This is a genomic window from Streptomyces sp. BI87 (assembly GCF_025957665.1).
Taxonomy (GTDB): domain Bacteria; phylum Actinomycetota; class Actinomycetes; order Streptomycetales; family Streptomycetaceae; genus Streptomyces; species Streptomyces albidoflavus.
Map to the genome: position 1 here is coordinate 3,275,991 of NZ_CP110079.1, position 26,093 is coordinate 3,302,083.

General features: G+C 73.1%; 25 protein-coding genes and 1 tRNA gene. 12 read left to right on the forward strand and 14 right to left on the reverse strand.

Annotated elements, in window-relative coordinates; all coding sequences use genetic code 11:
• Positions 1–8 precede the first annotated feature (8 nt).
• Together OIM89_RS14395 and OIM89_RS14400 are read right to left on the reverse strand one after the other, a co-directional pair.
• Complete coding sequence (locus OIM89_RS14395) at positions 9–1,154, reverse strand: FecCD family ABC transporter permease (RefSeq protein WP_217467742.1); 1,146 nt, start codon at positions 1,152–1,154, stop codon at positions 9–11.
• A complete protein-coding gene (locus OIM89_RS14400; RefSeq protein ID WP_030697031.1) occupies positions 1,151–2,305 on the reverse strand; it encodes a FecCD family ABC transporter permease in 1,155 nt (384 codons plus the stop codon). Before OIM89_RS14400 ends, OIM89_RS14395 begins: the two co-directional genes overlap by 4 nt.
• Before the next feature lie 245 nt (positions 2,306–2,550).
• On the opposite strand from OIM89_RS14400, the gene OIM89_RS14405 reads away from it, so the two are divergent.
• Together OIM89_RS14405 and OIM89_RS14410 are read left to right on the forward strand one after the other, a co-directional pair.
• Positions 2,551–3,240, forward strand: a complete 690-nt coding sequence (locus OIM89_RS14405) for an MSMEG_1061 family FMN-dependent PPOX-type flavoprotein (RefSeq protein WP_030697030.1) — start codon at positions 2,551–2,553, stop codon at positions 3,238–3,240.
• A gap of 229 nt (positions 3,241–3,469) precedes the next feature.
• On the forward strand, positions 3,470–4,732 hold the full coding sequence (locus tag OIM89_RS14410; protein ID WP_264491332.1) for an FUSC family protein: 1,263 nt from the start codon (positions 3,470–3,472) through the stop codon (positions 4,730–4,732).
• Here the strand turns inward: OIM89_RS14410 and OIM89_RS14415 are convergent.
• The gene (locus tag OIM89_RS14415) at positions 4,710–5,075 is read right to left on the reverse strand and encodes a PH domain-containing protein (protein WP_030697028.1); all 366 of its coding nucleotides are present in this window, start codon (positions 5,073–5,075) and stop codon (positions 4,710–4,712) included. The two genes, OIM89_RS14410 and OIM89_RS14415, sit on opposite strands and share 23 nt — an antisense overlap.
• A gap of 167 nt (positions 5,076–5,242) precedes the next feature.
• On the opposite strand from OIM89_RS14415, the gene OIM89_RS14420 reads away from it, so the two are divergent.
• Both OIM89_RS14420 and OIM89_RS14425 read left to right on the forward strand, forming a co-directional pair.
• The gene (locus OIM89_RS14420) at positions 5,243–5,641 is read left to right on the forward strand and encodes a hypothetical protein (RefSeq protein ID WP_030697027.1); all 399 of its coding nucleotides are present in this window, start codon (positions 5,243–5,245) and stop codon (positions 5,639–5,641) included.
• Positions 5,642–5,732: 91 nt separating this feature from the next.
• The gene (locus OIM89_RS14425; protein ID WP_151168772.1) at positions 5,733–6,365 is read left to right on the forward strand and encodes a hypothetical protein; all 633 of its coding nucleotides are present in this window, start codon (positions 5,733–5,735) and stop codon (positions 6,363–6,365) included.
• An 86-nt stretch (positions 6,366–6,451) separates the two neighbouring features.
• On the opposite strand, the gene OIM89_RS14430 is transcribed toward OIM89_RS14425, so the two are convergent.
• The 3 genes from OIM89_RS14430 to OIM89_RS14440 all read right to left on the reverse strand — a co-directional run bounded on the left by OIM89_RS14430 (position 6,452) and on the right by OIM89_RS14440 (position 8,365).
• The gene (locus tag OIM89_RS14430; RefSeq protein WP_151168774.1) at positions 6,452–7,135 is read right to left on the reverse strand and encodes a sensor domain-containing protein; all 684 of its coding nucleotides are present in this window, start codon (positions 7,133–7,135) and stop codon (positions 6,452–6,454) included.
• Between the two features lie 172 nt (positions 7,136–7,307).
• Positions 7,308–8,000, reverse strand: coding sequence for a permease prefix domain 1-containing protein (locus tag OIM89_RS14435; protein ID WP_254643108.1), 693 nt, complete (start codon positions 7,998–8,000; stop codon positions 7,308–7,310).
• 8 nt (positions 8,001–8,008) lie between these two features.
• Positions 8,009–8,365, reverse strand: a complete 357-nt coding sequence (locus OIM89_RS14440; RefSeq protein ID WP_151168777.1) for a PadR family transcriptional regulator — start codon at positions 8,363–8,365, stop codon at positions 8,009–8,011.
• 126 nt (positions 8,366–8,491) lie between these two features.
• Between OIM89_RS14440 and OIM89_RS14445 the strand changes: the two genes are divergently transcribed.
• A complete protein-coding gene (locus OIM89_RS14445; protein WP_030697022.1) occupies positions 8,492–8,941 on the forward strand; it encodes a DUF2269 family protein in 450 nt (149 codons plus the stop codon).
• A gap of 13 nt (positions 8,942–8,954) precedes the next feature.
• Here OIM89_RS14445 and OIM89_RS14450 read toward each other — a convergent pair whose 3' ends face one another.
• The 3 genes from OIM89_RS14450 to OIM89_RS14460 form a co-directional block, all read right to left on the reverse strand.
• Positions 8,955–10,208 carry an MFS transporter gene (locus OIM89_RS14450; RefSeq protein WP_030697021.1) on the reverse strand — a complete coding sequence of 418 codons (1,254 nt, stop codon included), beginning with the start codon at positions 10,206–10,208 and terminating at the stop codon, positions 8,955–8,957.
• Positions 10,209–10,510: 302 nt separating this feature from the next.
• Positions 10,511–11,357, reverse strand: a protein-coding gene (locus OIM89_RS14455; protein WP_226964123.1) for an IS5 family transposase whose coding sequence is annotated in 2 segments (ribosomal slippage) — positions 10,511–10,726 and positions 10,728–11,357 — 846 coding nt in all. Because the reading frame shifts where the segments join, the coding sequence is not laid out codon by codon here.
• Positions 11,358–11,676: 319 nt separating this feature from the next.
• Positions 11,677–11,750: transfer RNA gene (locus OIM89_RS14460), tRNA-Gly, on the reverse strand.
• Positions 11,751–12,278: 528 nt separating this feature from the next.
• On the opposite strand from OIM89_RS14460, the gene dcd reads away from it, so the two are divergent.
• Both dcd and OIM89_RS14470 read left to right on the forward strand, forming a co-directional pair.
• The gene (gene dcd, locus OIM89_RS14465; protein ID WP_003949246.1) at positions 12,279–12,854 is read left to right on the forward strand and encodes a dCTP deaminase; all 576 of its coding nucleotides are present in this window, start codon (positions 12,279–12,281) and stop codon (positions 12,852–12,854) included.
• An 8-nt stretch (positions 12,855–12,862) separates the two neighbouring features.
• A complete protein-coding gene (locus OIM89_RS14470; protein ID WP_023418426.1) occupies positions 12,863–13,360 on the forward strand; it encodes a phosphoribosyltransferase in 498 nt (165 codons plus the stop codon).
• Between the two features lie 83 nt (positions 13,361–13,443).
• Here OIM89_RS14470 and OIM89_RS14475 read toward each other — a convergent pair whose 3' ends face one another.
• The 3 genes from OIM89_RS14475 to OIM89_RS14485 all read right to left on the reverse strand — a co-directional run bounded on the left by OIM89_RS14475 (position 13,444) and on the right by OIM89_RS14485 (position 17,850).
• Positions 13,444–14,418, reverse strand: coding sequence for a Yip1 family protein (locus tag OIM89_RS14475; RefSeq protein WP_030697020.1), 975 nt, complete (start codon positions 14,416–14,418; stop codon positions 13,444–13,446).
• A 227-nt stretch (positions 14,419–14,645) separates the two neighbouring features.
• Positions 14,646–16,265, reverse strand: a complete 1,620-nt coding sequence (locus OIM89_RS14480) for an FG-GAP-like repeat-containing protein (RefSeq protein WP_264491333.1) — start codon at positions 16,263–16,265, stop codon at positions 14,646–14,648.
• Between the two features lie 172 nt (positions 16,266–16,437).
• The gene (locus OIM89_RS14485; RefSeq protein ID WP_264491334.1) at positions 16,438–17,850 is read right to left on the reverse strand and encodes an FG-GAP repeat domain-containing protein; all 1,413 of its coding nucleotides are present in this window, start codon (positions 17,848–17,850) and stop codon (positions 16,438–16,440) included.
• A gap of 165 nt (positions 17,851–18,015) precedes the next feature.
• On the opposite strand from OIM89_RS14485, the gene OIM89_RS14490 reads away from it, so the two are divergent.
• Positions 18,016–18,381, forward strand: coding sequence for a hypothetical protein (locus tag OIM89_RS14490; RefSeq protein WP_052230990.1), 366 nt, complete (start codon positions 18,016–18,018; stop codon positions 18,379–18,381).
• A gap of 109 nt (positions 18,382–18,490) precedes the next feature.
• On the opposite strand, the gene OIM89_RS14495 is transcribed toward OIM89_RS14490, so the two are convergent.
• Together OIM89_RS14495 and OIM89_RS14500 are read right to left on the reverse strand one after the other, a co-directional pair.
• Positions 18,491–20,776: a (Fe-S)-binding protein gene (locus tag OIM89_RS14495; protein WP_030697014.1), complete on the reverse strand. Its 2,286-nt coding sequence runs from the start codon at positions 20,774–20,776 to the stop codon at positions 18,491–18,493.
• 289 nt (positions 20,777–21,065) lie between these two features.
• Positions 21,066–22,052, reverse strand: coding sequence for an alpha/beta hydrolase (locus tag OIM89_RS14500; protein WP_030697013.1), 987 nt, complete (start codon positions 22,050–22,052; stop codon positions 21,066–21,068).
• An 817-nt stretch (positions 22,053–22,869) separates the two neighbouring features.
• Between OIM89_RS14500 and OIM89_RS14505 the strand changes: the two genes are divergently transcribed.
• The 4 genes from OIM89_RS14505 (at position 22,870) to OIM89_RS14520 (ending at position 26,059) form a co-directional block, all read left to right on the forward strand.
• Positions 22,870–23,454 carry a hypothetical protein gene (locus OIM89_RS14505; protein ID WP_030697012.1) on the forward strand — a complete coding sequence of 195 codons (585 nt, stop codon included), beginning with the start codon at positions 22,870–22,872 and terminating at the stop codon, positions 23,452–23,454.
• Positions 23,455–23,460: 6 nt separating this feature from the next.
• The gene (locus OIM89_RS14510) at positions 23,461–24,066 is read left to right on the forward strand and encodes a hypothetical protein (RefSeq protein WP_030697011.1); all 606 of its coding nucleotides are present in this window, start codon (positions 23,461–23,463) and stop codon (positions 24,064–24,066) included.
• A 77-nt stretch (positions 24,067–24,143) separates the two neighbouring features.
• On the forward strand, positions 24,144–25,454 hold the full coding sequence (locus OIM89_RS14515) for an MAB_1171c family putative transporter (RefSeq protein WP_226964120.1): 1,311 nt from the start codon (positions 24,144–24,146) through the stop codon (positions 25,452–25,454).
• Positions 25,451–26,059, forward strand: coding sequence for a hypothetical protein (locus OIM89_RS14520; RefSeq protein WP_030697009.1), 609 nt, complete (start codon positions 25,451–25,453; stop codon positions 26,057–26,059). The genes OIM89_RS14515 and OIM89_RS14520 overlap by 4 nt, the downstream gene beginning before the upstream one ends.
• Positions 26,060–26,093 lie beyond the last annotated feature (34 nt).

The following is a 26,093-nucleotide window of genomic DNA, read 5'->3' on the forward strand; positions in this document are numbered from 1 at the left end:
CCGCCCGCTCAGCCACCGCGCCCGACCCGGTTGGCGCGGGCCAGCAGCCACAGCAGGTACGGGGCGCCGACCACGCTGGTGACCACGCCGACCGGAAGCTGGGTGCCGGGCAGCGCGTGCTGGGCGGCGAAGTCGGCGAGCAGGACGAGCAGCGCCCCGGCCAGCGCCGCGTGCGGCAGGACCGCGCCCCGGCCGGGCAGCAGCATGCGGGCGACCGGCGCCGCGACGAACGCCACGAAGGCCACCGGCCCGGCCGCCGCCGTCGACACCCCGGCGAGCGCGACGCCGCAGGCCAGCAGGGCCAGCCGGTGGCGTTCGGCCCGTGCCCCGAGCCCGGACGCCGTGTCGTCGCCGAGCTGGAGGGCGGGAAGGGCGCGGGCGGCGGCGAAGGTCAGCGGGACCAGTACGGCCAGCGCGATCAGCTGCGGCCACACCTGATTCCAGGAGCGGCCGTTGAGGCTGCCGGTGAGCCAGAGCAGGGCGTTCTGCGCGCTGGAGACCTCGGCGCGGGACATCAGGTACCAGACGAGGCTGTTGAGCCCGAAGCCGACGCCGAGCCCGACCAGGACGAGCCGCGCCCCGACCACGCCCTTGCGCCAGGCCAGCAGGTAGATGAGGGCGCCCGCGACCAGCGCGCCGACCAGGGCGCTCGCCGAGAGGGCGAGGCCGGAGACGGCGAAGACCATGGAGGCGGTGACGGCGGCGGCGGAGGCGCCGGAGCTGATGCCGATGACGTCGGGGCTGGCCAGCGGGTTGCGCAGCACTGTCTGGAAGACCGCGCCGGCCATGCCGAACCCGGCGCCGACCAGCACGGCCAGCAGCGCGCGCGGCAGCCGCAGTTCGAGGATGACGAACTGGGAGCCTGCGTCACCGCCGCCGAAGAGGGTGGCGAGGACGTCGGCGAGCGGGATCACCATGTCGCCGACGCTGAGCGACACCGCGAAGACCGCGAAGGCGGCCAGCGCGAGCACCAGCCCGACCAGCACCGACCGGCGCCCGCCCCGCCGCCGCGCCCCGGCGACCGTCCGCGCCGCCTCGGCGAGGACCGCCTCGGAGACCCGTAGCGGGGAGGCGGCCGCGCTCACGGAGGCCGCCTTCTCGACGTGCGCCTTCTCGACGTGCTTCCCGGAAGAGGGAGTAGCCCGGTCGCTCACAGCTCCACCAGCTTCCGCCGCCGTACCAGCCAGATGAACGGGACGCAGCCCAGCGCCGCCGTGACCACGCCGACCTGCACCTCGCCGGGCTGGGCCACGACCCGGCCGACGATGTCCGCCCACAGGAGCAGCATGGGGGCGAGCACCATGCTGTACGGGAGGACCCAGCGGTAGTCCGGCCCGGTCACCAGCCGGGCGATGTGCGGGACGGCGAGGCCGACGAAGCCGATGGGCCCGGCGACCACCGTGGAGGCGCCGCAGAGCAGCACGACGGCGACCGCCGAGACGCCCCGGACCAGGCCGACCCGTTGGCCGAAGCCGCGGGCCAGGTCGTCGCCGAGGGCCAGCGCGTTGAGCTGCGAGCCGAGGGTGAGGGCGAGCAGGCCGCCGACGACGATGAACGGCGCGGCCTCGGAGAGCACCTCCACCGACCGCGTGTTGAGCGCGCCGATCTGCCAGAACCGGAACTGGTCGTAGCTCTGCCGGTCGGTGAGCAGCATGGTGGTGGTCAGCGAGGTCAGTACGGCGGTGGTGGCGGCTCCGGCGAGCGCCAGTTTGACCGGGGTGGCGCCCTCGCGGCCGAGCGAGCCGACGCCGTAGACGACGAGGGCGGCGATCAGCGCGCCGAGGAAGCCGAACCAGAGGTACTGCTGCGAGGCGCCGAGGCCGAGCACGCTGATGGCGAAGACGACGCTGAGGGAGGCACCGGCGTTGATGCCGAGGAGGCTGGGGTCGGCGATGGGGTTGCGGGTGACGCCCTGCATCACGGTGCCCGCGAGCCCGAGCGCGACCCCGGAGAGCAGTCCGGCGAGGGTGCGCGGGATGCGGACCTCGCCGACGATGAGCTGCGCCTTGTTCTCCGCGTCCGGGTCGAGGAAGGTGCCGAGCACGTCGGCGAAGGGCACGTCCCCGCTGCCGACGGCGAGGCTCGCCACCAGCGTCAGCCCGAGGGCGACGAGGGCGAGGACCAGCCCGGCGGCCAGCGCGGGCCTGCTGCGGGCGGAGCGGCGGGGCGGCGGTGACGTGGTGGCGGTCGCGCCTTCGGCGCCCGGCTGCTTGCCCAGGTCGAGGAGGGCCGTGGAGCGCGTACGGGACGGCGGCGTGCCGGAGGGGTCGGCGGGGCGGCCCTCGCGGTCGGCGGGGCCGTTCACGATCCGGCCGCCGGGGCGCCGGTCACGCGGTCTTGCACTCTCACTCACCCTTGCTCCAGGCCCCGGGATGTTCGCACCGGTGCGGCCGCAGGCCCCCGCTCACGCCAGCACGCGGTCAGAACCGGCCAACCCTGCCCACAAACCTGCCATCAACCCAAAGTAAGGTAAGCCTAACAGCACTTTTCCGGCCACCCCGCTGCACCGACCGCCCCCGCCCCACCGCGTCACGCCCTCTGGAGACCGCCTTGACGAACCCCGCGCCCGAGGCTCCCGCCACCGGCCTCCACCACTCGCTCGCCCGCCTCACCCGGGTCCCGGACGCCCGCGGCCTGGGCCTGACCGAGCCCGCCGTCCCGGCGGCGCCCCTCGTCCCCGAGACCCCGGCGACGGGCCCGCTGCCCGCCGGGTACACCGAGCTGAACGGCGTCGAGGAGCTGGACGCGCTGCTCGGCGTCCCGCACCCGATCGTCATCGACAAGGTCCACGACCGGCTCGACGCGCAGGACCTCGACCTGCTGTCCCGCGCCTCCTTCTGCTCCCTGTCCACCGCGGACGCCGAGGGCAACTGCGACGTCTCCCCACGCGGCGGCGTCCCCGGCTTCACCCACGTCGTGGACCCGGGCACGATCGCCCTCCCCGACCGCCCCGGCAACCGGCGCGGCGACAGCTTCCGGAACATCCTCACCAACCCGCACGTCGGCCTGCTCTACCTGATCCCCGGCGTCATGGACGTCCTGCGGATCAACGGCCGCGCCCGCGTCCTCACCGACGCCCCGTTCTTCGACGCCCTGGTGGAGAAGAACCAGCGCCCCAAGCTGGCCCTGGTCGTCGAGATCGACGAGATCTACCGCCACTGCCCCGCCTCCCTGCGCCGCTCCGGCATCTGGTCCCCGGACACCTGGGAGAACGCGGCGGAGGGCGACTCCCCCGCCTGACGGTCCGGGCGCCCCACGACTCCGGCACGGGGTCACTCCCCGGGCGCACCCGACGGGCGGGGCGGCCCGGCCGGTGCCAGGGTGCGATCGAGGACCGCCACCGCGCGGCACCTCGGCCGCATCCGTGCCGCATTCCTGCCTCATGCGTGCTGCATCCGTGCCGCATACCGGAGCGGGCGGCAGGGCAGGCGCGCGGGACGACCTGCCCGCCGACCGCCGAGAGGATGCCATGAGCGACACGGCCACCCGGGAGAAGTGGGAGCGGGTGGCCGAGTGGGGCCGCCAGCTCCGCCGCCCCGAGAGCAGCGCCCGCCGCTCCCTGCTCCTCGTCCTGAAGTCCGCGCTGGCCGCCACCCTCTCCTGGCTCGTCTCCTACGAGCTGATGAACGCGACCTCGCCCGCCTTCGCCCCCTTCTCCGCCGTGCTGATGGTGCAGGTCACCGTCTACCAGTCGGTGGTGCAGTCCCTGCGGTACGTCGGCGCGGTGGCGGCCGGGGTCGCCGTGCAGGCCGTCCTCGGCCTCTCGGCCGGGCCGGACCTGGTCACCTTCGCGCTGGTGGCGCTGGTCGCCCTGGTCATCAGCCGCTGGCGGGTGCTGGGCGCCCAGGGCTCCCAGGTCGCCACCGCCGCCTTCTTCGCCTTCGCCACGTACACCGGCGTCTCCGACAACATCGACCAGGTCAAGGAGCTGGGCCAGATCGTGCTGCTGGTCCTCATCGGCTCGGCCGTCGGCGTCGGCGTCAACGTGCTGATCGCCCCGCCCCTGCGTTACCGCAGCGCCGAATGGGGCATCCGCGCCCTGGCCCAGGAGATCCACGACCTGCTCGACGCCATGGCGCCGGAGCTGGGCGAGGGCACCCCCGACGCGGACACCACCCAGGGCTGGCGGAACCGCGCGGACCGCACCGACACCCTGATCTCCCAGTCCCGCGAGGGCCTGCGCACCGCCCGCGAGAGCCTGCGCCTCAACCCCCGCCCCTGGGCCCGCCGGCGCCGCCGCACCATCACCTTCGAGGCGTACGACCGGACCATGGAGGCGCTGGTCCGGATGATCTCCCAGGTCGCCGCCATCACCCGCAGCCTCGACCAGCAGCACCAGGACGAGGAGCAGGACCAGGACCAGGAGCGGGAGCGGGAGCGGGAGCGGGAGGAGGAGAGCAGCCCCGACCGGGACTACGCTCCCTTCCTCCGCGCCTACGCCACCTTCCTCTCCTCCGTCGTCGACTTCACCGAGGTCCTCGCCACCCTCGACGAGGACCACCTCCGCGACCAGGCCGGCCGCCTCGGCGAGGCCGCCGACAGTCTGGAGCGGTGCCGCGGCGAGGTCGTCCGGACCACCGAGGAACGCGGCCTCTCCCTCACCGACCCGACCGAGCCGTACGGCGTCCTGGTCGTGGAGGCCACCCGCCTCTCCGAGGAGTGCCGCTACACCGCCCAGGTACTCGCCCGCAGCGCCGAGAACCCGCCGCCTAGCGGGTCACGAACTGCGTGAGGATCGCCTGCACCTCGTAGATGTCGACGCCCTTGGTGAACGTCTTCTGCACCGGTGCCGCCGCCCCCGACAGCCAGATCTTCAACTCCGCGTCCAGGTCGAACGTCCCCGCCGTCTCGACGGCGAAATGCGTGATGCTCCGGTACGGGATCGAGTGGTACTCCACCTTCTTGCCGGTGATCCCCTGCTTGTCGACAAGGATCAGCCGCCGGTCGGTGAAGAGAATCGTGTCCCGGATCAGCAGATACGCCGCGTGCACCTGCTCCCCCTGCCCGAGCAGCCGCGCGTACTCCTGCTGCGCCGACCCCGGATCGACCGTGTGCGCGTTCCCGAACAACGCCATGACGCCCCCCTGCTTCCTCTTCTTTTTTCCGTTTCGTTCTCCGTCTCCCGGATCATGCCCTGCGAACTGCCCCCGGGGAAGCGCCCCACCTCTCCGGCCGACGCGGTAGATTCACCGCCGCAACCATGACCGAACGGTGAACACGACTTCACCAAGGGGGAGTTCTCATGACCAAGCACCACGCGGCACGCATCCTCGTCGGCGCCGGCGCCGCCTTCGGCCTCGTCCTCGGCGCCACCGGCGCCGCGAACGCCGCCCCGAGCGACCCCATCAAGACCCAGGGCGGCTACGCCCAGTGGAACGCCGACCCGTCCGGCTCCATCCCCGGCGACTCCATCCGCGCCTGCGACAACACCGCCGACGGCTGGGGCATCGAAGCCTGGCTCGACATCCACCGCGACGGCACCATCGACCGCGTCGCCACCACCCGCGGCCACAACGCCCCCTATTGCAGCCCCTGGAAGAGCGGCGACATCCCCGAGGGCACCCCCGTCACCATCTACGCGGTCACCGTCAACGGCGGCATCACCCTGGAGAAGGGCGGGGCGCTGTGGTCGAAGGCGTGACCCTGGGGCCGGGGTGCGGTCCAACCTGGCCGGCACCCCGGCCACTTCACTCCCTTGCCGGGGTGAGCGGGCGGAGCTGAGGCTGGGCGGCATGACGGACTTGCCCGAACTCCTCGCCCAGACCGCCTCGGCCCTCGTCGGCACTGTGGCAGGCGGCGCCATCGCCCTCTACGTGGCCCGCTGGCAGACCCTGCGCACGGCCGCGATCCAGGCCGAGACCACCACCACCCAGGAGAACGCGGCCGTACGACTGGCCCACTCCTTACGGGTGCGGGAGCGGGAGACGGCGGCTTCACGGGCGCTGCTGGACAGACTCGACGGCCTGTACCAGTGGTTGCCCTCCCTGCCCGATGTGGCGGAGGAGCACCCGACCCTGAGCGAGCACGCGCGTAGCAACTGCTCCAAGGCCATGCAATCCGTCCGCAGCGGCATGAACACCGACCTGCTGATGATCAGCGACCCCTTGGTGCGCGACCGCTACCGAACGCTGGTCGCACTCCTCTACGACATCGGCTGGCGCGGCGCCGGCCGGGCCCACCGCGAACGCCAGATCCGCGACGCCCGCCACTACCTCCGCCACGTCCAGCACACCCTGGAGTCCGTCATCGACGGCGCGCCCCTGCCCCGCCACGCCGCACCCCCGCGACCGGACCGGCCGGGGGATGAGGCGTGGCTGCCGCCGGACCTCCCGCCCCACTGGAGCGATCCGGCCGACGGAAGCTGAGCCGTCGCTCCCTCCGGCACGACGACAGGCCCGGCTCCGCCGACGCGGGCCCGGGCCTGTCCTCCGTACCGCCACCGGCGGTCCGCTCACCCCGCCAGCAGCCCCCGCACCGCCGCCCGGTCCACCCCGTTCAGCGCCCGGACCACGACCGGGGTCAGGAACACCAGGCCGATGCCGACGAGCGAGGCCGCGCCGATCTGCCAGAAGGACTCCAGGTAGTAGGCGTGGCGGACGCCGGTGGCGTCAGTCCAGTCGAAGAGCCGGTAGCCGGGCCAGCCGACGAAGGTCGGGAAGACCCAGGCGTACAGCGGGAGCAGGGCGACCACCCAGCCGGTGAGCAGCAGGGTCAGCGTCACGACGAACGAGGCGATCCGCCACGGGAACATGACCACCTGGAACAGCACGGCCTTCCAGCCGGCCACGTCCGCCAGCCGCCCCTTGATCCCGCCCGCCGGCACCGGCGCGGGCGCCTTCGTCCTCAGCCCCAGCATGCCCGCGGCCCGGCCCCGCTCCCCCGCGCCCAGCCCCCGTGCCCCGGCCAGCAACGCCACCAGCACGGGAAGGCCGAGCACGGTGACCGCCAGCCCCGCGCCGAGCGAGAAGAGCGTGACCGCGAGGACGAACCCGGCGATCGCCAGCGGGAACGAGGTGAACACGTACCCGTGCTCCCGCCAGGCGGCGGACGACAGCGGGCCGCGGCGTACGGCACCGGCCGGCTGCTCGGAGACGTGCGGCAGCGGGCACGTGGTGGGGATGTCGGCGGTGGCCATGGGTGACCTCGAATCCGGGAGGCGGGAGCGGGCGGGGAGCGCCCCGGGGCCGTGGTGCGCGGGGCCCCGGTGCGTATCCCACGATGCCGCTCGGGCAGCCCCCGCCGACATGGGGCGGCCGGGCGAACCGGGGGTGGGGAAAACCCCCGGGTTCAGCTCGGGCCGGCCCCCCTCACGCCACCGCCGGCTCGCCCGCCGACAGCCGCGCGCACTCCCGGCAGACCCGGGCCGATCCCGCCACCACGGCGTGGGAGGCGGCGGCGAGCGCACCGGCCAGTACGGTCAGCGGCCACTGTTCGGCGAGGAAGGAGGCGGTGGCCAGGGTCAGCGTGGTCACCGCCATCGCGACGCTCGCCGCCGTCCCCGTCCAGGCGACCGCCGCCGGCAGCCGCTCGGCCGCCACCGGCAGCCACCGCCCCCACGCCCCCGTGGCCGCCAGCGCCAACGCCGCGAGCACCACCGCGACCGCCGCCGCCGAGGAGAGCTGCACCGCCACCTGGTGCGCGAACCCGGACACCCCGCCCTGGCCGTCCCCGGTACCGCGCACCAGCCACCAACAGGCCAGCAGGAAAGGCCCGGTGAGCGCGAGCGCCCGCGCGGTGTGCCGGGCCTGCGCCACGGTCAGCTCCCGCTGGCAACTCGCCGCCACCTCCGCGACCGACCCGAACTCCGCCACCGCCTCCCGCGCCGCCCGCTCCGGCGGAGCCCCCGCCGCCTCGTACGCGACCACGGTCTCGCCCAGCCCGTCCCGCACCTCCGCGACCAGCCGCTCCCGCGCCCCGGCCGGCCCGCGCAGGGCGGCCGCCAGCTCGACGGCGTACCGCTCGACGGGGTCGTCCACCGGCGAGGTCGTGCCCGGGGTCATGTCCGCGCTCACGTCGCCGCTCCGTTCGCCACCGCCCCGGGAGTGGGCCCCGGGTCGAGCACCGCCCCGATCACCCGCGTGAAGTCCCGCCACGCCGACCGCTCCTCGTCCAGCTGCCGCCGCCCGGCCTCGGTCAACTCGTAACGCCGCCGCTTCCGTTGCCCGACCGCCTCCCAGTCGCTGCGCAACAGCCCCAGCCGCTCCAGCCTGTTGAGCGCCGGATAGATGGTCCCGGTCCGCAACTCCAGCGCCCCGCCGCTGCGTTCCTGCACGGCCGTGATGATCGCGTACCCGTGCAGGGGCCCCGGCTCGACCACCGCGAGCAGCAGCCCGTCCAGATGTCCCCGTACCGCATCGTGCCTCATACGTAGGCAGCCTACCCAAGAGGGCACCTGGCGTGCTATCCCTGAGTCCGGACTCCTTGCGTTGCCAGCCAACCTATTGCCCGCCAACGCCCACCGACGTCACTCCCTGAAGGGACCCCGAACCCCATGGCCAAGCTCTTCCTCTCGCTCCACGTCCTGGCCGCCATCGTCGCCATCGGCCCGATCACCGTGGCCGCGTCGATGTTCCCCCGCCTCGCCAGAACCGCCCCGACACCGGAGACGCCCGCCCTCCTCCACAAGATCTGCCGCAGCTACGCGTACGTGGGTGCGGCCGTGCCGGTGCTGGGCATCGCCACGGGGGCGGCGCTGGGGGTGCTGTCGGACGCCTGGCTGGTGGTGTCGATCGTGCTGACGGGGGTGGCGGCGGGGCTGCTGGTGGCGGTGATCCTGCCGGGGCAGGGGGAGTTGCTGGAGGATGAGGAAGGGGCGGTCGAGGGCGAGGAGCGACGGGCGGCGGGGGCGCGGCTCGCGATGACCACGGGGGTGTTCAACCTGCTGTGGGCAGCGGTGGTGGTGTTGATGATTGTGCGGCCGGGGTCCACTACGGGGGTGTGAGCGCCGGCCGGGCTCACTTCGCCCGTTCGACCCCGGCGGCCTGGACTTCGGCCTCGGCCTCGGCGGCCTCCACCTCCGCCTGGGCGCTCGCCCCCGCCACCACCATCGACCGCTTCCCCCGCCCGAGCCCCCCGTCCATCAGGCCCCCCACCACAGCCAGCCCCAGTCCCACCGCGGCCAGCGAAGCCCCGACCAGGGCGGGCGAGGCCCAGCCCCAGCCGGCCGAGATGACCAGGCCGCCGAGCCAGGCGCCGCCCGCGTTGGCGAGGTTGAAGGCCGAGTGGTTGGAGGCGGCGGCCATGGTCGGGGCCTGTTCGGCCTTGGCCATCAGGAGCATCTGGACCGGGGTGGTGATGAAGGAGCCCATGGCGCCGATCAGCAGGACGCAGACCAGAGCCGTCGCGGTGTGCTGCACCGCGAAGTAGAAGGCGAACAGCACGACGGCCATGACGGCGAGGCCGCCGTAGAGCGTCGGGCGCAGCGCCCGGTCGGTCATCGGTCCGGCGAGCAGCGTGCCGAGCGTCATGCCCACGCCGTACAGCGCCAGCACCAGCGTCGTCGACGAGGACGCCATCCCCGTGACCTCGGTGAGCATCGGCACCAGGTAGCTGTAGACCGCGAAGCAGCCGCCGAAGCCGACGACGGCGGTGGCCAGACCGATCGCGATGTGCCGGTTGCCCATCGCCTTCAGCTCGTGCCGGATACCGGCGCCCTCGGCACGCGGCTGGTGCGGTACGAGCCGGGCCAGGGCCGCCAGCGCGACCAGCCCGATCACGGCGACCGCGAGGTACGCCGAACGCCACCCGAACTGCTGCCCCAGCGCGGTCCCGGCCGGCACCCCGACGATGTTGGCCACGGTCAGCCCGAGGAACATCGTCGACACCGCCCGCGCCGCCCGCTCCGGCGCCACCAGCCGCGAGGCCACCACGGCCCCCACCCCGAACAGCGCCCCGTGCGGCAGCCCCGCCAGCACCCGCGCCGCGAACAACGTCCCGAACCCGGGGGCCAGCGCCGACGCGACGTTCCCGACCACGAACAACCCCGCCAGCAGCAACAACAGCTTCTTGTGCGCAATCTTCGCCCCGAGCCCCGTCAGCAGCGGCGCCCCCACGACGACCCCGAGCGCGTACGCGGAGACGAGGTTCCCCGCCTGCGGCACGGACACCCCGACCCCGTCGGCGATCTGCGGCAACAACCCCATCGAGACGAACTCGGTCGTCCCTATCCCGAAGGCGACGACGGCGAGCGCGAGCAAGGCCAAGGGCATGGCGGAAAACCTCCGAGGGGGACGGTGAAGCGGGCGGACACAGGCACGCACGTCCAGCCGGCATCCCCAGCTGTCACGCACCCACGGCTGCCGAGCTCCCTTGCCCAGCGCACGCCGAAACAGGGCCCGGCACACCGGTCCCTCAGAAGGGCAGCGTCGGGGACGGGCGGGGCATTCCGGGTGGGGGGAGGGAAAGGGAGTGAGCCGTGCCACTCTCGTCCTCCACACAGCGTCCGGCGACACGCCCACACCCGAGTCGAGCCCGCCCCTCCCGGCAGAGGAGCTAGGCAGTTTCGTTCGGATCATCGGGCGGACCAGAGGAAGATGCCCGCGATGTGGAGTCCGGCCAGGTAGATGGTGGCGGTCTGCTCGTAGCGGGTGGCGATGCCTCGCCACTGCTTGAGGCGGTTGATGCACCGCTCGACGGTGTTGCGCTGCTCGTAGGCTTCGCGGTCGAAGGCTGGTGGCCTGCCGCCTCGGCTGCCTCGACGGAGCCGGGGGCCGCGCTGGTCAGCGGGGACGGGGGGTCACGGCCCGGATGCCGCGCTTGCGCGGGTGCTCGCGGATCGCGCGGGAGGAGTACGCCTTGTCGCCCAGGACCACATCCGGCCTGGTGCGGGGTCGTCCTCGCCGACGGGGCACCCGCAGGCGGGCCATGACCTCGGGGAAGGCAGGTGCGTCACCGGCCTGTCCGGCGGTGAGGACGAACGCCAGGGGCCGGCAGCGGGCATCGGCGGCGAGGTGGATCTTCGTGGTCAGTCCGCCGCGGGAACGGCCGATGGCGTGGTCACCGGGTTCGCCGGCCGTGGGCCCCTTTCTACGGGCCCCGGCCGCGTGCTGACGGGCCCGCACGATCGTGGAGTCGACCGAGACGGCCCAGCCGAGGTCCTCGTCCGCATCTGCCTGGGCCACCAGCGCGGTGAAAACCCGCTCCCAGGTACCGTCGACCGCCCACATCCGCAGCCGGTCGTAGACGCCCAGCCAGTTGCCGTACTTCTCCGGAAGGTGCACCCACCGCATACCGGTCCGGAACTTGTAGGCAACCGCGTCGATCACCTCACGATGGTCACGCCAGCGGCCACCCCGCTTCGGCGTCCGATCCGGGAGCAACGGCTCGATCCGCGCCCACTGCGCATCAGTCAACGGCACACCCGGACCAACGACCGACTGATCCGAACGAAACTGCCCAGCTCTGACAGGGCGTTGATCTGGACCCCGGGGTCGGGCGTCAGCAGTCGTGTGAGGACCTCGGGGAGATCCTCACTGTTTCCAAAAGGCTTCTCGAGCGAGCCCTCGCCTGGAGCGGCAGCGCGGGATTGCGGCGGCCTCGGCCAACTCGTACGGGCCCGGCGTGAAGCCGCGGACGACGAGGAATCTGGCACGGATACGGCACGAGATACCCGAACTGGTCCAGACAACAAATCCAGGCAACAAAGAAGCCCCTGGCCGCTGGCCTGGGGCTTTTTCGTGGAGCGGGTGACGAGAATCGAACTCGCGCTCTGAGCTTGGGAAGCTCATGTTCTACCATTAAACTACACCCGCAAGATCCACTTCCCCGATGAGGGGTGGACCGCTGGTTACTCTACCCCATGCCCAGCCCCCGCCGTCCACGGCGGGGGCTTTGACGTGTGGGGGCAGGCGTACGGTGTGCGGGGGCGGGGGTGGCTTCGGCGGGGCGGGGGGTTCGTCCCGTAATGTGCCCTCGGGCGTCGGGCGGTCGGGGCCGGCAGGGCTGGTTTCCGGTGTCGGCGCGGCGTCGTTGTGTGTGACGGGCTCGTGGGGAAGGACTCTGGGACTTTGATGGAGCAGACCGTCGTCCGCTGTGCCGATGGGCACGTGTTCAGCACCGCTTCGTTTCCGATGCAGCAGCTCGGGAGCGGGCGGATCGGGCCGGGGCGGCTGATCCGCTGCCCCCGGTGCGCGCGGCTGAGGCAGGCCGTGCCCGTGGAGTGGGCCAAGCGGTAGGAGCACGTAGCAGCACGGAGTACCGCAGTACCGCGTAAGAAGAGTCACCTGCGCGCGGGGCCGTCCGGTTGGGGCGGGCCCGCGCGCTCTGCGTATCCTCGGTGCGTGCTTCTCTCAGACAAAGACATCCGGGCCGAGATCGACGCCGGACGTGTGCGGATCGATCCGTTCGAGCCGGACATGGTGCAGCCGTCGAGTATCGATGTGCGTCTCGACCGGTTCTTCCGGGTGTTCGAGAACCACCTGTACCCGCACATCGACCCCTCGGTGGAGCAGGACGGGCTGACGCGGACGGTGGAGCCGCCCGGCGACGAGCCGTTCATCCTGCACCCGGGGGAGTTCGTGCTCGCCTCGACGTACGAGGTGATCTCGCTCCCCGACGACCTGGCCTCGCGGCTGGAGGGGAAGAGCTCGCTGGGGCGGCTGGGTCTGGTGACGCACTCCACCGCGGGCTTCATCGACCCGGGCTTCTCCGGGCACGTGACGCTGGAGCTGTCGAATCTGGCGACGCTGCCGATCAAGCTCTGGCCGGGGATGAAGATCGGGCAGCTCTGCATGTTCCGGCTCTCCTCGCCCGCGGAGTTCCCGTACGGCTCGGAGCGGTACGGGTCCCGTTATCAGGGGCAGCGCGGGCCGACCGCCTCGCGTTCCTATCTCAACTTTCATCGGACGCAGGTGTGATACCCGGCATGAGCGACGTTCGCGAGAACCTCACGTACGAGACCTTCGGCACGGCCATCCGTGAGCTGGCCCAGACCATCGCCGACGACGGCTACGAGCCGGACGTCGTCCTCTCCATCGCGCGCGGCGGCGTCTTCGTCGCCGGCGGCCTGGCGTACGCGCTGGACTGCAAGAACATCCACCTGGTGAACGTGGAGTTCTACACCGGCGTGGGCGAGACGCTGGAGATGCCGGTCATGCTGGCGCCGGTGCCGAACGCGATCGACTTCACCGACAAGAAGGTGCTCATCGCGGACGACGTCGCCGACACCGGCAAGACGCTGAAGCTGGTGCACGACTTCTGCGTCGGCGAGGTCGCCGAGGTGCGCTCCGCGGTGATCTACGAGAAGTCGCAGTCGCTGGTGAAGTGCGAGTACGTGTGGAAGCGGACCGACGAGTGGATCAACTTCCCGTGGAGCGTGGAGCCGCCCGTGGTGAAGCGTGCCGGCCAGGTGCTCGACGCCTGAGCGACGGCCGCGTCTGCGTCTGCCTGTACGACTGAGGGCCCGGACACCGTGTACTCGGTGTCCGGGCCCTCAGTCGTACAGGCTCAGAACGTGCCGAGCTTGATCAGGGAGAGCAGGGCGAGGAGCTGGATGGCGGAGGCGGCGAGCGCCTTCGGCCAGGGCAGGTCGTGGGACTTGGCGACCATCGCGGTGAAGAGGGCGCCGGCGGCGAGCCAGGTGATCCAGCCGATGATCTGGACGGCCGGGGCGTCGCCACCCATGAAGACGGCGGGAAGCAGGCGCGGCACGTCGGTCAGGGTCATGATCAGCATCGACAGGCCCACCGTCGGCTGCCAGGAGCCGGCGCCGCCGAGCTGGCGGGCGAGGGTGTGCGTGACGGTGCCGAGGACGAAGGCGCTCAGCGTGAACGCCACGGCCGTGGTCAGGACGTACGGGATCGCCGTGGAGAGGGCGGCGTTGATCACGTCCTCGCGGGCCGTGTCGAAGCCGAAGATGGCGAGCAGGCCGTAGAGGAAGGTGACGGTGAGGGCGGGGCCCCACACCTGGTAGTCGCGCATCTGGTGGAAGGTGGGCCCGGGGCGCAGGACGATGCCGCTCAGGAGCTGCTTCCAGTGCAGGCGGGGGCCGCTGGGGCCGGTCGCGTAGACCTCGCCCTCGGGCGGGCCGCCGTGGTGGTACTGCTCGTCGATCGAGAACGCCTGGGTGTGCCCGGCGTTGTTCTGCGCCGCGTACGGGTCGTGCGGGGCCTGGTGGGGCCGCCTGGCGTACGGGTCGGGCCCCGTCGGCGGGGCAGGGTAGCCGTAACCGCCCTGCGGCGGCTGGGGCTGCTGCGGGGGGTACGGCTGGTGGCCGCCGTGGCCGGGGTCGCCGAAGTACTCCGGCTCGCCCTGGCCGTGCGCCTGGGGCCACTGCGGGGGCGGGCCGCCCTGGTAGCCGCCGCCGGGCGGGGTCGGCTGACCGCCGTACGGGGCTTGCTGCCCGTACGGCTGCTGCCGCGGTTGTCCGTGCGGTCGGTCGTTGCGGTTGTCCCGGCCGCGTCCGGTCCTGAATCCAGCCACGTGGTCGAACGTACCTGGTCCGGACGGATCGCGCCCCGGGGGCAGTTGGCGGAAGGGGCGTTTGCTGCCGAGCTGTGACATCCCCGCCGGGGATCCCCTAGGTGTCTTGACCCGGAGCGTTGTCCACGGGGGAAGCGTTTGGCGTGTACGTGACCATCGATGGCCGGATGAGGTTCTACGTGCCGGGGGGGGGCCGGTTTCCCGGGCTCAGCCGCGCCCAGCCGGCCTCAGCCGGAGAGGTGGGACCCCAGCTCCGGGGTCCCCTCGGTGGAGATGCCGAGGGTGGAGACGTACAGGACGGTCCCGGCGGTGAGCTTTCGGCTCTTGGTGGAGCGGGCGGTGTGGAGGGCGCCGTTGCCGGCGTTCTCGCCCGCGGAGCCGATGACGGGGTCGGGGAGGCCGTCGCCGTCGAGGTCGGCGAGGTGGACGGCGGTGCCGAAGCGGTCGCCGGGCTCGTTCTCGTCGCGGAAGGGGCGGGTGTTCTGGTGCAGGGAACGCGCGCCGTCACCGGTGAGGCCGGAGCCGTCGGTGTCACCGTAGAGGGCGATGACGGCGCCGGTCTCGGGGACGCCGTCGATGTGCTCCCCGGGGACGCCGACGAGCAGGTCCGGGTGGCCGTCGCCGTCGAGGTCGCCGAGGGCGAGGGCGGCGCCGAAGGCGTCCCCCTTCTCGACGTTGCCGGGGACGTCGACCGTGTCCGGGGTGAGGGTGCGGACCAGGCCGTGGGCGGGGCCCTTGGCGGTGCCGTGGACGACACGGACCGAGCCACCGAGTTCGCTGGGGCGGGCGGGTTCGCCGACGGCCGGGGAGCGGGGGGCCTTGGCGGCGGCCTCGGCCTTGGAGTTCTTGACCTTCTCGGCGGCCTCGCGGGCGCGCGCCTCGGGGGTGTCCTCGCGGGGCTTGGCGGTCTTCGGGTCCTTCGGGGGCGCGAGTTCGCGGGGGCCGTCGGCGGCCTCGGTCGGGTCGGTGCCGAGGATGACCTCGTCGTAGCCGTCGCCGTCGGTGTCGCCGACCGCGCCGATCGGGCCGCCGGGGAGGCGCTGGGTGCCGGTGGTGGTGGGGCCTTCGGCGGTGCCGGGGAGCCAGAAGGTGGCGGGGCGGGCGTCGTCGGCGGCGTACCCGTCGACGAGCAGGTCGTCCTTGCCGTCCCCGTCGAGGTCGCCGGCGCCGAGCGAACGGGCGCCGAGTCCGAAGCGGCCGTGCAGGGGTGGGGTGACGACGTGGTGCGAGCCGGGGGTGCCGTCGCGGGTGACGCCGCCGAGGAAGACGTCGACGGAGGCGTAGCCGTAGGCGGCACCCACGGCTATGTCGGTGCGGCCGTCGCCGTCGAAGTCGCCGGTGGTGACGGGGGCGCCGAAGCCGTCGTGGCTGCCGGGGCGCGGGTCCTTCAGGGTGGTGCCGCCGACCAGGCCGGACGGGGAGCCCCAGAGGATGACGGCGGTGCCGGTGTTGTGGTCGGAGCCGATGTCCTCGCCCGGGGCGCCGGTGATCAGGTCGTCGTAGCCGTCGCCGTCGAAGTCGCCCCACGCGTGGGCGGCGCCGAAGTAGTCGTACGGCTCCGGGTCTCCGGGGACGCCCGGGCTGCCCTGGTGGATCGTGGTGTGACGATTCTCCTCGGGCCCGCCGTAGACGATCGCGATCTCCCCGGCGGCCGGCTGGCCCTCGACGGTGGCCCGGGAGGCGGAGACGGCGACGTCGGCGTACCCGTCGCCGTTGAAGTCGGCACCGGCGACCGGAGCACCGGAATCCGCGGTGGCCGCGGTGGCCGCGGGCGCCACGGCGAGGAGGCCGCCGGTGAGGACGGCGGCAGTCGCGGTGGCGAGGGCGGTGCGGAGGTACTGCGGCATGTCTGGGCTCTCCTGGGCGGGCCTGGCTCGTCGCCGGGGGTGACGAGGTGGTGGCGCCGGGGGGTCGGTCAGGTTGCGGAAGCTCTGCGGATGAGGTTACGGGGTGCGACGGCGCCGGGCCCAGCCAGGCGGCAGGCCCCCGCTCCGTACGAGGTCGGCGGCGTCGGTGCCGTCAGCGCGGCAGCAGGTCGGCCGAGGTGAAGGAGAGTGAGGGGCGCGCGGCCGTGCCCTTCGCCGTGCCCGGGTGGACGGTGACCGTGTCCCGGGTGGCGCCGTGAACCGTGCGCAGGACCAGGTCCGCACGGCCGTCGCCGTCGTAGTCGGCCAGCGCCAGCAGCTGCACGGCGTCGCCCTTGCCGCCGGGCGGCGTGACGGTGGCGGCCCGGTCCGCGTCGAACCCGGTACGGGCGCCGGGCAGCACGGCGACGGCGCGGGCGCCCTCGGCCGGGGCGAGGGCCAGGTCGGTGAGGCCGTCGCCGTCGGTGTCGCCGGCCGCGAGGGGGCCGGAGGCCGGGGTCTTCACGGTGGTGGCGGGCAGGCCGGGGGTGGCCGGGCGCAGGCGCAGGGCGTCGCCGGTGGCGAGGGCGGTGTCGAGGCCCGCGGTGCCGGAGCGGCCGCGGGCGCCCGCGAAGTGGCCGAAGGCGTGGGCGGTGGCGGCGGGCAGGGCCGGGCCCGGGCGGGTCGGTCCCTGCGGTCCCCCGAGGACGACGCGGGACTTGGCGCGCCCGCCGCCCGCGCGCACGACCAGGTCGCTCGTCCCGTCACCGTCGAGGTCGGCGGCGGGGCCGACCGGGAGGTCACCGGGGACGGGCAGGGCGGTGCCGGCCGCGGCGGGAGCGCCCTTGCGCGTGAACGGGCCCTGGAGGAACGAGAGTCGGCTGCTGCTGGCGTGCAGCACCAGGTCGGCCTCGCCGTCCCCGTCGAAGTCCCCGCAGACGGGGTGGTCGGGCCAGTCGTTCCCGAACCGGGCCCGGTCGGGCACACGCAGCACGACGGCCCGCCCGGCCAGCCCCTCGGGCCCGCCGAACACCACCTGCACCGGAACCGGCGGCTGCCCCTGCCCGTCGAACGGCGGATCGGTGGAGACGACCAGGTCGGTGTACCCGTCCCCGTCCAGGTCACAGGCGGCCTCGGTGTCGAAAGCGGCGGGCAGCACCCCCTCGACCTCGGCGGCCGTACGGGCCGGGGAGAGCAGCTGGCGTGCGCCGGGGACGAGGCCGCGCTTGCTCCCGTAGACGATCCCGATGCCCGCGTCGTCGCCCTGCGGATCGTCGGACCCCTTGGCCAACTCGTCGAGGATCAGGTCGGGGTGGCCGTCGCCGTTGAAGTCCGGGGGCGCGGTGGTGTCGCGGGCGGCGCGGGCTCCCTTGCCCCGGGGGACGGGGAGGGGCGGGGTGCCGTTGCGGGACTTGGTGCTGGTCTGCTGGGAACGGGCCTCGGTGCCGTCGCCGGGGGACGCGGAGCAGGCGGTGAGGGTGAGGGCTGCGGCGAGGAGGGTTGCCGTGGCTGTGGCGGCTCGGCGGGGCCGGGGACGGGCGGTGCGGATGACCTCGTCGTTGCCGCGCGCCCGGCTGCGTATGCCCATGTGGTGTGCCCGTCCCGTCTGCCTGGGGGCCAGGGTGGCCCGGATCGCGGGGCCATGATGCTCCGGGGGTGGGGTGGGGCGTAAGGGTGGGGTTGGGAAGCCGCTCTGGGAGCGGCATGCCTCGATGTTGCCGGTGGGGGCCTGCTGCGGCGGGACTACGGGCTCGTGGAAATCAACTTCTCACCGGACCGGCCGGGGCGGCAGGGACAGCTGTCGTGCTTCGGCTTCGGCGTGAAGATCCAACGGCTGCTGTACGACCAGTCCCCCGACACCGTCCCGCTCCCGCTCTCGCGGAAGTACGGGGAACTCGCCCCCAGAGTCCCCTTCAAGGAGTTGCGGGCCGCCATCCTGGACCGGGGCCACACCATCGAACTCGACCAGCACCACACGTCGAGTGACACGGAGTGCCACCGCGTATCGGCGTCCCCCGCCCGCATCCACGTCGTCACCGACCCTGATCCGTACGGGTCGGGCGAACCAGATCCGTACGGACATCAGAGGGGCGGCATCTGGTCCGTCAGCCCGTGGTGACCGGCTGGCAGCGGGTGGTCGATCACCCCTGACGAAACCCGAAGGGCCGCCCCCGCCGAACGGCGGGAGCGGCCCTCAGGTCGTGCTCGGGCGGTCAGCCCGGTCGGTCCTACTTCGCCGGCTCCGGCTCAGGGGCGTCCTCCGTGGACTCCTCCGGGGTCGGGTCGGACGGGGTCTTGACCGACTCCAGGAGGAGCTGGGAGACGTCGACGACCGAGAGGCTTTCCTTGGCCTTGCCGTCGTTCTTCTTGCCGTTGACCGAGTCGGTCAGCATGACGAGGCAGAACGGGCAGGCGGTGGAGACGATGTCCGGGTTGAGGGAGAGGGCCTCGTCGACGCGCTCGTCGTTGACGCGCTTGCCGATCCGCTCCTCCATCCACATCCGGGCGCCGCCGGCGCCGCAGCAGAAACCGCGCTCCTTGTGGCGGTGCATCTCCTCGTTGCGCAGGCCCGGGACGCTGGCGATGATCTCGCGCGGCGGCGTGTAGACCTTGTTGTGGCGGCCGAGGTAGCAGGGGTCGTGGTACGTGATCAGGCCCTCGACCGGGGTGACCGGCACGAGCTTGCCCTCGTCCACCAGGTGCTGGAGCAGCTGGGTGTGGTGGATGACCTCGTACTCGCCGCCGAGCTGCGGGTACTCGTTGGCGATCGTGTTGAAGCAGTGCGGGCAGGTCGCGACGATCTTCTTGGAGCCCTTGGGCTTCTTGGTCGACGCGTCCTCGTCATCCTCACCGAACGCCATGTTCAGCATCGCCACGTTCTCCTGGCCGAGCTGCTGGAAGAGCGGCTCGTTGCCGAGGCGGCGGGGCGAGTCACCGGTGCACTTCTCGTCGCCGCCCATGATCGCGAACTTGACGCCCGCGATGTGGAGCAGTTCGGCGAAGGCCTTGGTGGTCTTCTTCGCGCGGTCCTCGAGAGCGCCGGCGCAGCCGACCCAGTAGAGGTAGTCGACCTCGGTGAGGTCTTCCACGTCCTGGCCGACGATCGGGACCTCGAAGTCGACCTCCTTGGTCCACTCGACCCGCTTCTTCTTGGCCAGGCCCCAGGGGTTGCCCTTCTTCTCCAGGTTCTTGAGCATCGTGCCGGCCTCGGACGGGAAGGCCGACTCGATCATGACCTGGTAGCGGCGCATGTCGACGATGTGGTCGATGTGCTCGATGTCGACCGGGCACTGCTCGACGCAGGCACCGCAGGTGGTGCAGGACCACAGCACGTCCGGGTCGATGACGCCGTTCTCCTCGGCGGTGCCGATGAGGGGGCGCTCGGCCTCGGCGAGGGCGGAGGCGGGCACGTCCTTGAGCTGCTCGGGCGTCGCCTTCTCCTCCCCCTCCATCGTCTTGCCGCCGCCGGCCAGCAGGTACGGGGCCTTGGCGTGCGCGTGGTCGCGCAGCGACATGATGAGGAGCTTGGGGGAGAGCGGCTTGCCGGTGTTCCAGGCGGGGCACTGCGACTGGCAACGCCCGCACTCGGTGCAGGTGGAGAAGTCCAGCAGGCCCTTCCACGAGAAGTGCTCGACCTGCGAGGCACCGAAGACCGCCTCCTCGGCGCCCTCCTCCTCGTCGAAGACCGTCTCGAAGTCGATCTCCTTGCCGCCCGACACCATCGGCTTCAGCTCGCCGAGCGCCACCGAGCCGTCGGCCTCGCGCTTGAACCAGATGTTGGGGAAGGCGAGGAAGCGGTGCCAGGCCACACCCATGTCGGTCTTGAGCGCGACGGTGATCATCCAGACGAAGGACGTACCGATCTTGATCGTGGCGACGAGGTAGACGAGGTTCTGGAGCGTCTCCGTGCCGAGCCCGCGGAAGCCGGCCACCATCGGGTACGTCACCAGGTACGACCACTCGAAGTGGTCCACGTGGTGCAGGGCGCCCTCAAGACCGCGCAGGACCAGGATGGCCACGCCGATGATGAGGATGACGGCCTCGACGAAGTACGCCTGGCCGGTGTTGGAACCGGCGAAGCGGGACTTGCGGCCCGGCTTGTCGGCGCGGGAGAGCTGGCGGATGACGATCAGCACGGCGATGCCGAGGAAGGTCAGCAGACCGACCAGCTCGGTGAAGATCTCGTACGGCGCCCAGCCGCCGATGATCGGCAGCTGCCAGTCGGCCTGGAAGACCTGGCCCAGCGCGTGGACCAGGGTGAGCACGAGCGCGAAGAAGCCCACCGCGACGAACCAGTGCGCGACGCCGACGACGCCCCAGCGGTTCATCCGGGTGTGGCCGAGGAACTCCTTGGCCACCGTGACGGTGCGCTGCACCGGCTCGTCGGTCCGGGTGCCCGCGGGGACGGGCTGGCCGAGGCGGACGTACCGGTAGATCTGCGCGATGGCCCGGCCGAACAGCGCCACGCCGACGACGGCGAGGGTCAACGACACAATGATCGCGGCGAGTTGCATGGAGGCTCCTCGAACCTGCGCGAGCGGATAGCTAGGCGGATGGTCAAGCGGACGGCGACTGAGGCGGTCCTACCGGTGCTCCGGCCGGCCCGCGTTCATTACTAAGCGGTAACTTACTCAGTCCGTACGAGACTACCCATTTATTCGGCCGCACTGTAGCCAGCCCGGCGGTGATCTGCGTCGCTGAGGCAACCCTGAGTGGCGACGTGGTCGATCACCACATCATCCGACATGGCGGGCGGTTCGCCGGGCAGCGCACGCCGGGCGCGTCCGCCCCCGCGCGCCCGAGTCAGCCGGGCAGCCCCAGGACGCGCCGCAGCCAGCCCAGGCGGGCCGCGCGGGCGGCGCGGGAGATCCGGGCGCCGGGGACCAGGCCGTCCGAGCCGTGGAAGGCGCCGGGCCAGACGTGCAGCTCGGCCTCGCCGCCCGCCGCCCAGACCCGGGAGGCGAAGGCGGTGTCCTCGTCGCGGAAGGTCTCGGCCGAGCCGACGTCCAGGTAGAGGGGAGGCAGGCCGGAGAGATCGCGGGCGCGGGCCGGGGCGGCGTACGGCGGCACGTCCGGGCCGCCGGCCGCCTCGCCGAGGAGCGCGGCCCAGCCCGCCGCGTTGGCCGCCCGGTCCCAGACGCCGGAGCCGGCGAGCTGGCGGGCGGAGAGGGTGTCGTTGCGGTCGTCGAGCATCGGGGAGAGGAGCATCAGCGCGGCCGGGAGGGGCGCGCCCCGGTCGCGGGCGAGCAGGGCGGCGCCCGCGGCGAGGCCGCCGCCGGCGCTGGTGCCGTGCAGGACGGTGCGGCCGGGGTCGAGGCCGTGGGCGGCGGCGCCCTTGCCGAGGGTCCAGGCGAGCGCGGTGAGGCAGTCCTCGACGGGGGCGGGGTGGGGGTGCTCGGGGGCGAGGCGGTAGCCGACGGAGACGACGGCCGCGCCCAGCTCGCGCGCGTAGGTGAGGGGGTCGAGGACGCCCTGGCGGCAGTCGCCGACGATCATGCCGCCGCCGTGCAGGACACAGAGGACGGGGAGCGGGCCGGGTGCGGGAGCCGTGGGGCGGCAGACGAGGACGGGGACGCCCTCGGCCTCGTCCTCCGCGACCTCCCAGGCACCGTCGGCCGTCAACTGGTCGTCGGTGACCTCCGGGTAGGCGGCGACGGCCTCGCGCAGCGCCGGGACCATGTCGACCTCGGCGGTCTCGGGCGTGGTGCGGCGCAGCTCGGCGGCGGCCTCGGCCAGCTCCGGGTCGTAGGGCGGGGCGGGCGGGGTCGGCTCGTCGGGGGGCACGGGCACGGGCGGGCTCCTGGGGTGGTGCGCGCCGGGGGGCGCGGGGAGGCGGCCCAGCCGGGCCGGGTGTCCGGAAGGAGGGGGTCCGTTGAGGTCTGCCCCGGACCTGGCTGCATAATGCCGGAGGCAGCCCCGTCGCGCATCCCCCGTCGCGACGGGGCTGCCGTCCGTCGTTCGACGCCTTCCCCCGTAGCGTCGTACCGGCCGCCGTCCCCCGACAGGCGGCCCTCTCCCCCACTTCCCCCCGGTGTCCCCCGGTTTCCCGGCCTGCGCCGGTCTTCCGGTCTTTCACCGGGCGCCCGGTCTCCCGGGTCCGGCTGCCCGTGCTGGCGGACACGGGCCCTCCGGGGCACGCGCCACGTCTCCGCGCCGCCACCCCCGTGGGCGGCCCGGAAACGGTCGCGTGCGGGCCAGGGGCGGGTTGATGCGCGTAGCGCCGCTTCCCGCCGCCGGCCCGTGCCGCCGCCGGGGGCCCGCCGCGGCGGTGTGCGCGCACGGTCGGGCCCCGGCGGCAACGCGCCCGGTCACCGTCAGGGCGCTCCCCTCGCGGCCCCCTGGCGATGTTTTTTCGAGTTAACAGTGACGTAGAGTGTTTACGCAAGTCCGAATTCGCAGCCGGAGCGCAATGCTCCCCTTTGTCCGCCCTTCCCGGACGTGAGTCGGGCGTGGACACCGCGACTGCGGCAGGTGGGGAGAGGGCAGACATGACCGAGAGGCGGCGGGCGGAGTCAAGGGGTCCGTTACAGTACGACCCCGCCGACCGAGATTCGAACACCGTGGCATCGGTCGACCAGGAACGGCGGAGGGGACAGTGGGGGGCCGGATGAACAACGCTGCCAGCTCGGAGGGGACCGAACAGGCCGGGCAGCGGCCGCCGACCACCCCCGGCGCGCCCTCGGGCGCCCCGTACGACGACCCCGCCCGCCCGCACGTCGCCGAGCGCCCGCCGACCGGGCCCGAGGGGGCCGAGGACGCCCCCGAACTGACCACGCTGCGCCAGAAGGTCGAGTACATGGTCGAGAAGACCTTCCCCGGCCAGCGCATCTCCGGCCGCTACTTCTCCGACCTGGTCCGCAGCCGGGGCGGCTCCCTCTCGCACAGCTACTTCTCCAACATCCTGGCCGGGAAGGTCACCCAGCCCTCCGAGGAGATCCTGAAGGCGCTGGGGCTGGGCTTCGGCGTCGACTGGCGGTTCTTCAAGGAGGAGTCCGAGGTGGTCGACGACGTGGTGGCCGGGCTCCAGTTCCTCGTCAAGCGGCGCACCGGCGAGATCAGCGGCGTCGCGGGCCGCGGCCTCGACGCGCACGGACTGCCGCCCGAACTCCTCCAGTTCGCCCTCTCCCTGCTGGAGGAGAGCGAACAGCGCGGCGAGCCGGACGACGGCCGGCCCGGCGGCGCGGGGAGCTGAGCGGCCATGTCGCTGCGCGCGCTGCGCAAGGAGTGCGAGAACGGCCTCGCCGACCTGCCGATACCGTCGCCCTTCGGGATAGCCGGCCTCGTCGCCAACATGGAGGCCGCCCGGGGGCGCACCATCGTCCTGCACGAGATCCCCGACCACCTCACCCGCGTCCACTCCGCCTGCGGGCTGCGGCTGAAGACCCCCGCCACCAGCTTCGTCCTGTACCGCAGACGCCCCACCGCCTACCAGACGCAGCACGTCATCCTGCACGAGCTGTGCCACGAGTGGTTCGACCACGGCACCAGCCTCGACGGCGACCAGCTCCGCCGCCTCCTCCCCGTCTTCGACGCCAGCCTGATCGGCCGCGTCCTCGGCCGCGACCCGGACGCCGGGCCCCCCGCACCCGGCGACGGTCCCCTCCCCGGCCTCGACGGACCCGTGCAGGCCCGCGCCGTCTACGACACCCACGACGAGCGGGTCGCGGAGTTCGGCGCCTCCCTCATCCCGCGCATGGCCCGCGACGTGGCGGGCGACGACATGATGGGCCGCCTCGCCAACTCCCTTGCCCGGCCCGTCTCGCACCGGCGCGGGGCCCGTTCCCTGTTCCGGCGACGGCCCTGACGCACTAACCTCGGACGGCCCCCACCGCCCGGCCCCACTTCGTGCCCGGGCCACGCACCCCCACCCAAGGACCCCGTGTGAGCACCCTCGATCTGGCCGGTTACCTCGTCGCCGTGCTGATGACGGCCGTCGCCCTGTGGCGGATGCCGGCGGCCCTCTGGGGGGACGAGGAGGACCGGCGCAGACGCGCGCTCTGGGGCTGCTACGCCGGATTCGCCGCCGCCCTGTGGACCAAGACCGAGATCGTCCGCACCACGCTCAACGACAGCCCGGTCACCGACCTCGCCGTCCTCATCAAGCACTACACGGCGACCATCGCGATCCTCGCCATCCTCAGCTACATCGTCGCCATCTACGGCCGCTACCCGGACCGGGGCGCCGTCCCCCGCCACGTCCGCTTCGCCCGCCTCGTGCAGCGCATCGCCGCCAAGGCCTCGGTCGCCACCCTCATCCTCCTGACCGTCCTCTTCTTCACCGTCGTCGACCGCTCGGTCCCCTCCGACCGCTTCGTCTCCGACCACGCGGGCCAGCCCGGCGCCACCCTCTACATGACGGTCTTCTACGTCTACCTCGGCGCCGCCAGTGCCGTCTGCGCCTACCAGTGGAAGCTGGCCACCGCCGACGCCACCGCCCGCCACCTGCGCGTCGGCCTGTCGATGATGACCGCCGCCATGTTCATCGGCGTCGCCTACACCGCCAGCCGCACCCTGTTCATGTGGGTCAGCGTCGTCGACCAGCCGAGCGTGGAGTTCGCCGACACCTTCGACAAGGTCACCGAGGCCGGACAGGTCCTGCTCTTCGTCCTCTTCGCCGTCGGCGCCTCCCTGCCCGCCTTCTCCACCGGGCTGCGCCGCGCCCGCCTCTGGCGCGCCCAGGCCCGGCTGCACCCGCTCTGGCGCGAGCTGATGACCGCCTTCCCCGAGCAGCCCTTCGCCCCGCCCGCCTCCCTGCTGCGCGAGGTCACCCGCTTCGACACCCCGGCCGACCTGCGCGTCGACCGCTGGTCCGCCGACATCGCCGACGCCGTCGAGAAGCTGCGCCACTACGCCCCCGAGCACCTGGCCGACGCCGCCCGCGCGGCCGCCGCCGAGGACACCGCCGGAGCGGCCGACCCCGACGAGCGGGGCCCGCGCACCGACGCCCACTGGATACGGGCCGCCCTCGCCGCCCACGCCGAGGGCGTACCCGCCGGGGCCGCCGCCCCCGCCACCGACCCACGGCAGGCCGAGGACCAGGAGGGCGAGGTCGCCTGGCTCGTCCGGGTCGCCGCCGCCTGCCGCACCATCCCCGCCGCCCGCACCACCGCCGTCCTCGCCGCCGCCCGCGCGGGCGAGACCGCCGGGCCGGGCGCCGCCACCCCGAACTCCCCGGAGCAGCCGACCCGATGACCACCAGCACCGCCCCCACCCACCCCGAGACGCCGGAGAACCTCACCGCCCGCCGCGTCACCGACATCCTCCAGCCCCGCAACGTCCTCCTCGCCGGGATGCTCGGCATCGGCCTCGCGGCGGCCGGCGGGCACTGGTCCGGGCTCCTCTGGGGCTTCCTCGGGGCCCTCTGCGCCGGCCTCATACCCGCCGGCTACATCGAATGGCAGCGCGGACGCGGCGCCTGGGGCGACCGCCACGTGGTCGACCGCACCAAGCGCGCGCCGATCTTCTTCGTCATCCTCGGCTCCATCGGCGCCGGTTCCCTGGTGATGGTGGCCGGGGGCGCACCCCGCGACATCCTCGTCACCATGCTGGCCCTGTGGGCCATGACCATCGTCCTGCTCGCCGTCAACACGGTCTGGAAGATCTCCGTGGACGCCGCCGTCGCCTCGGCCGTGGTGACGCAACTGGCCGTGGTGCACCATCCGGCATGGGTTGCCGCGTACGCGCTGACGGCGGCGGTGTGCTGGTCGCGCGTGGCGCTGGGCTACCACACGGTGGGGCAGGTGTGCGCGGGGACGGCGGCGGGGGTGGCTACTGCGTTGGGGTTCCTGGTGGGGTGACCTCAAGCGCCGGCCGGGCTCTTGGCCTCAAGCG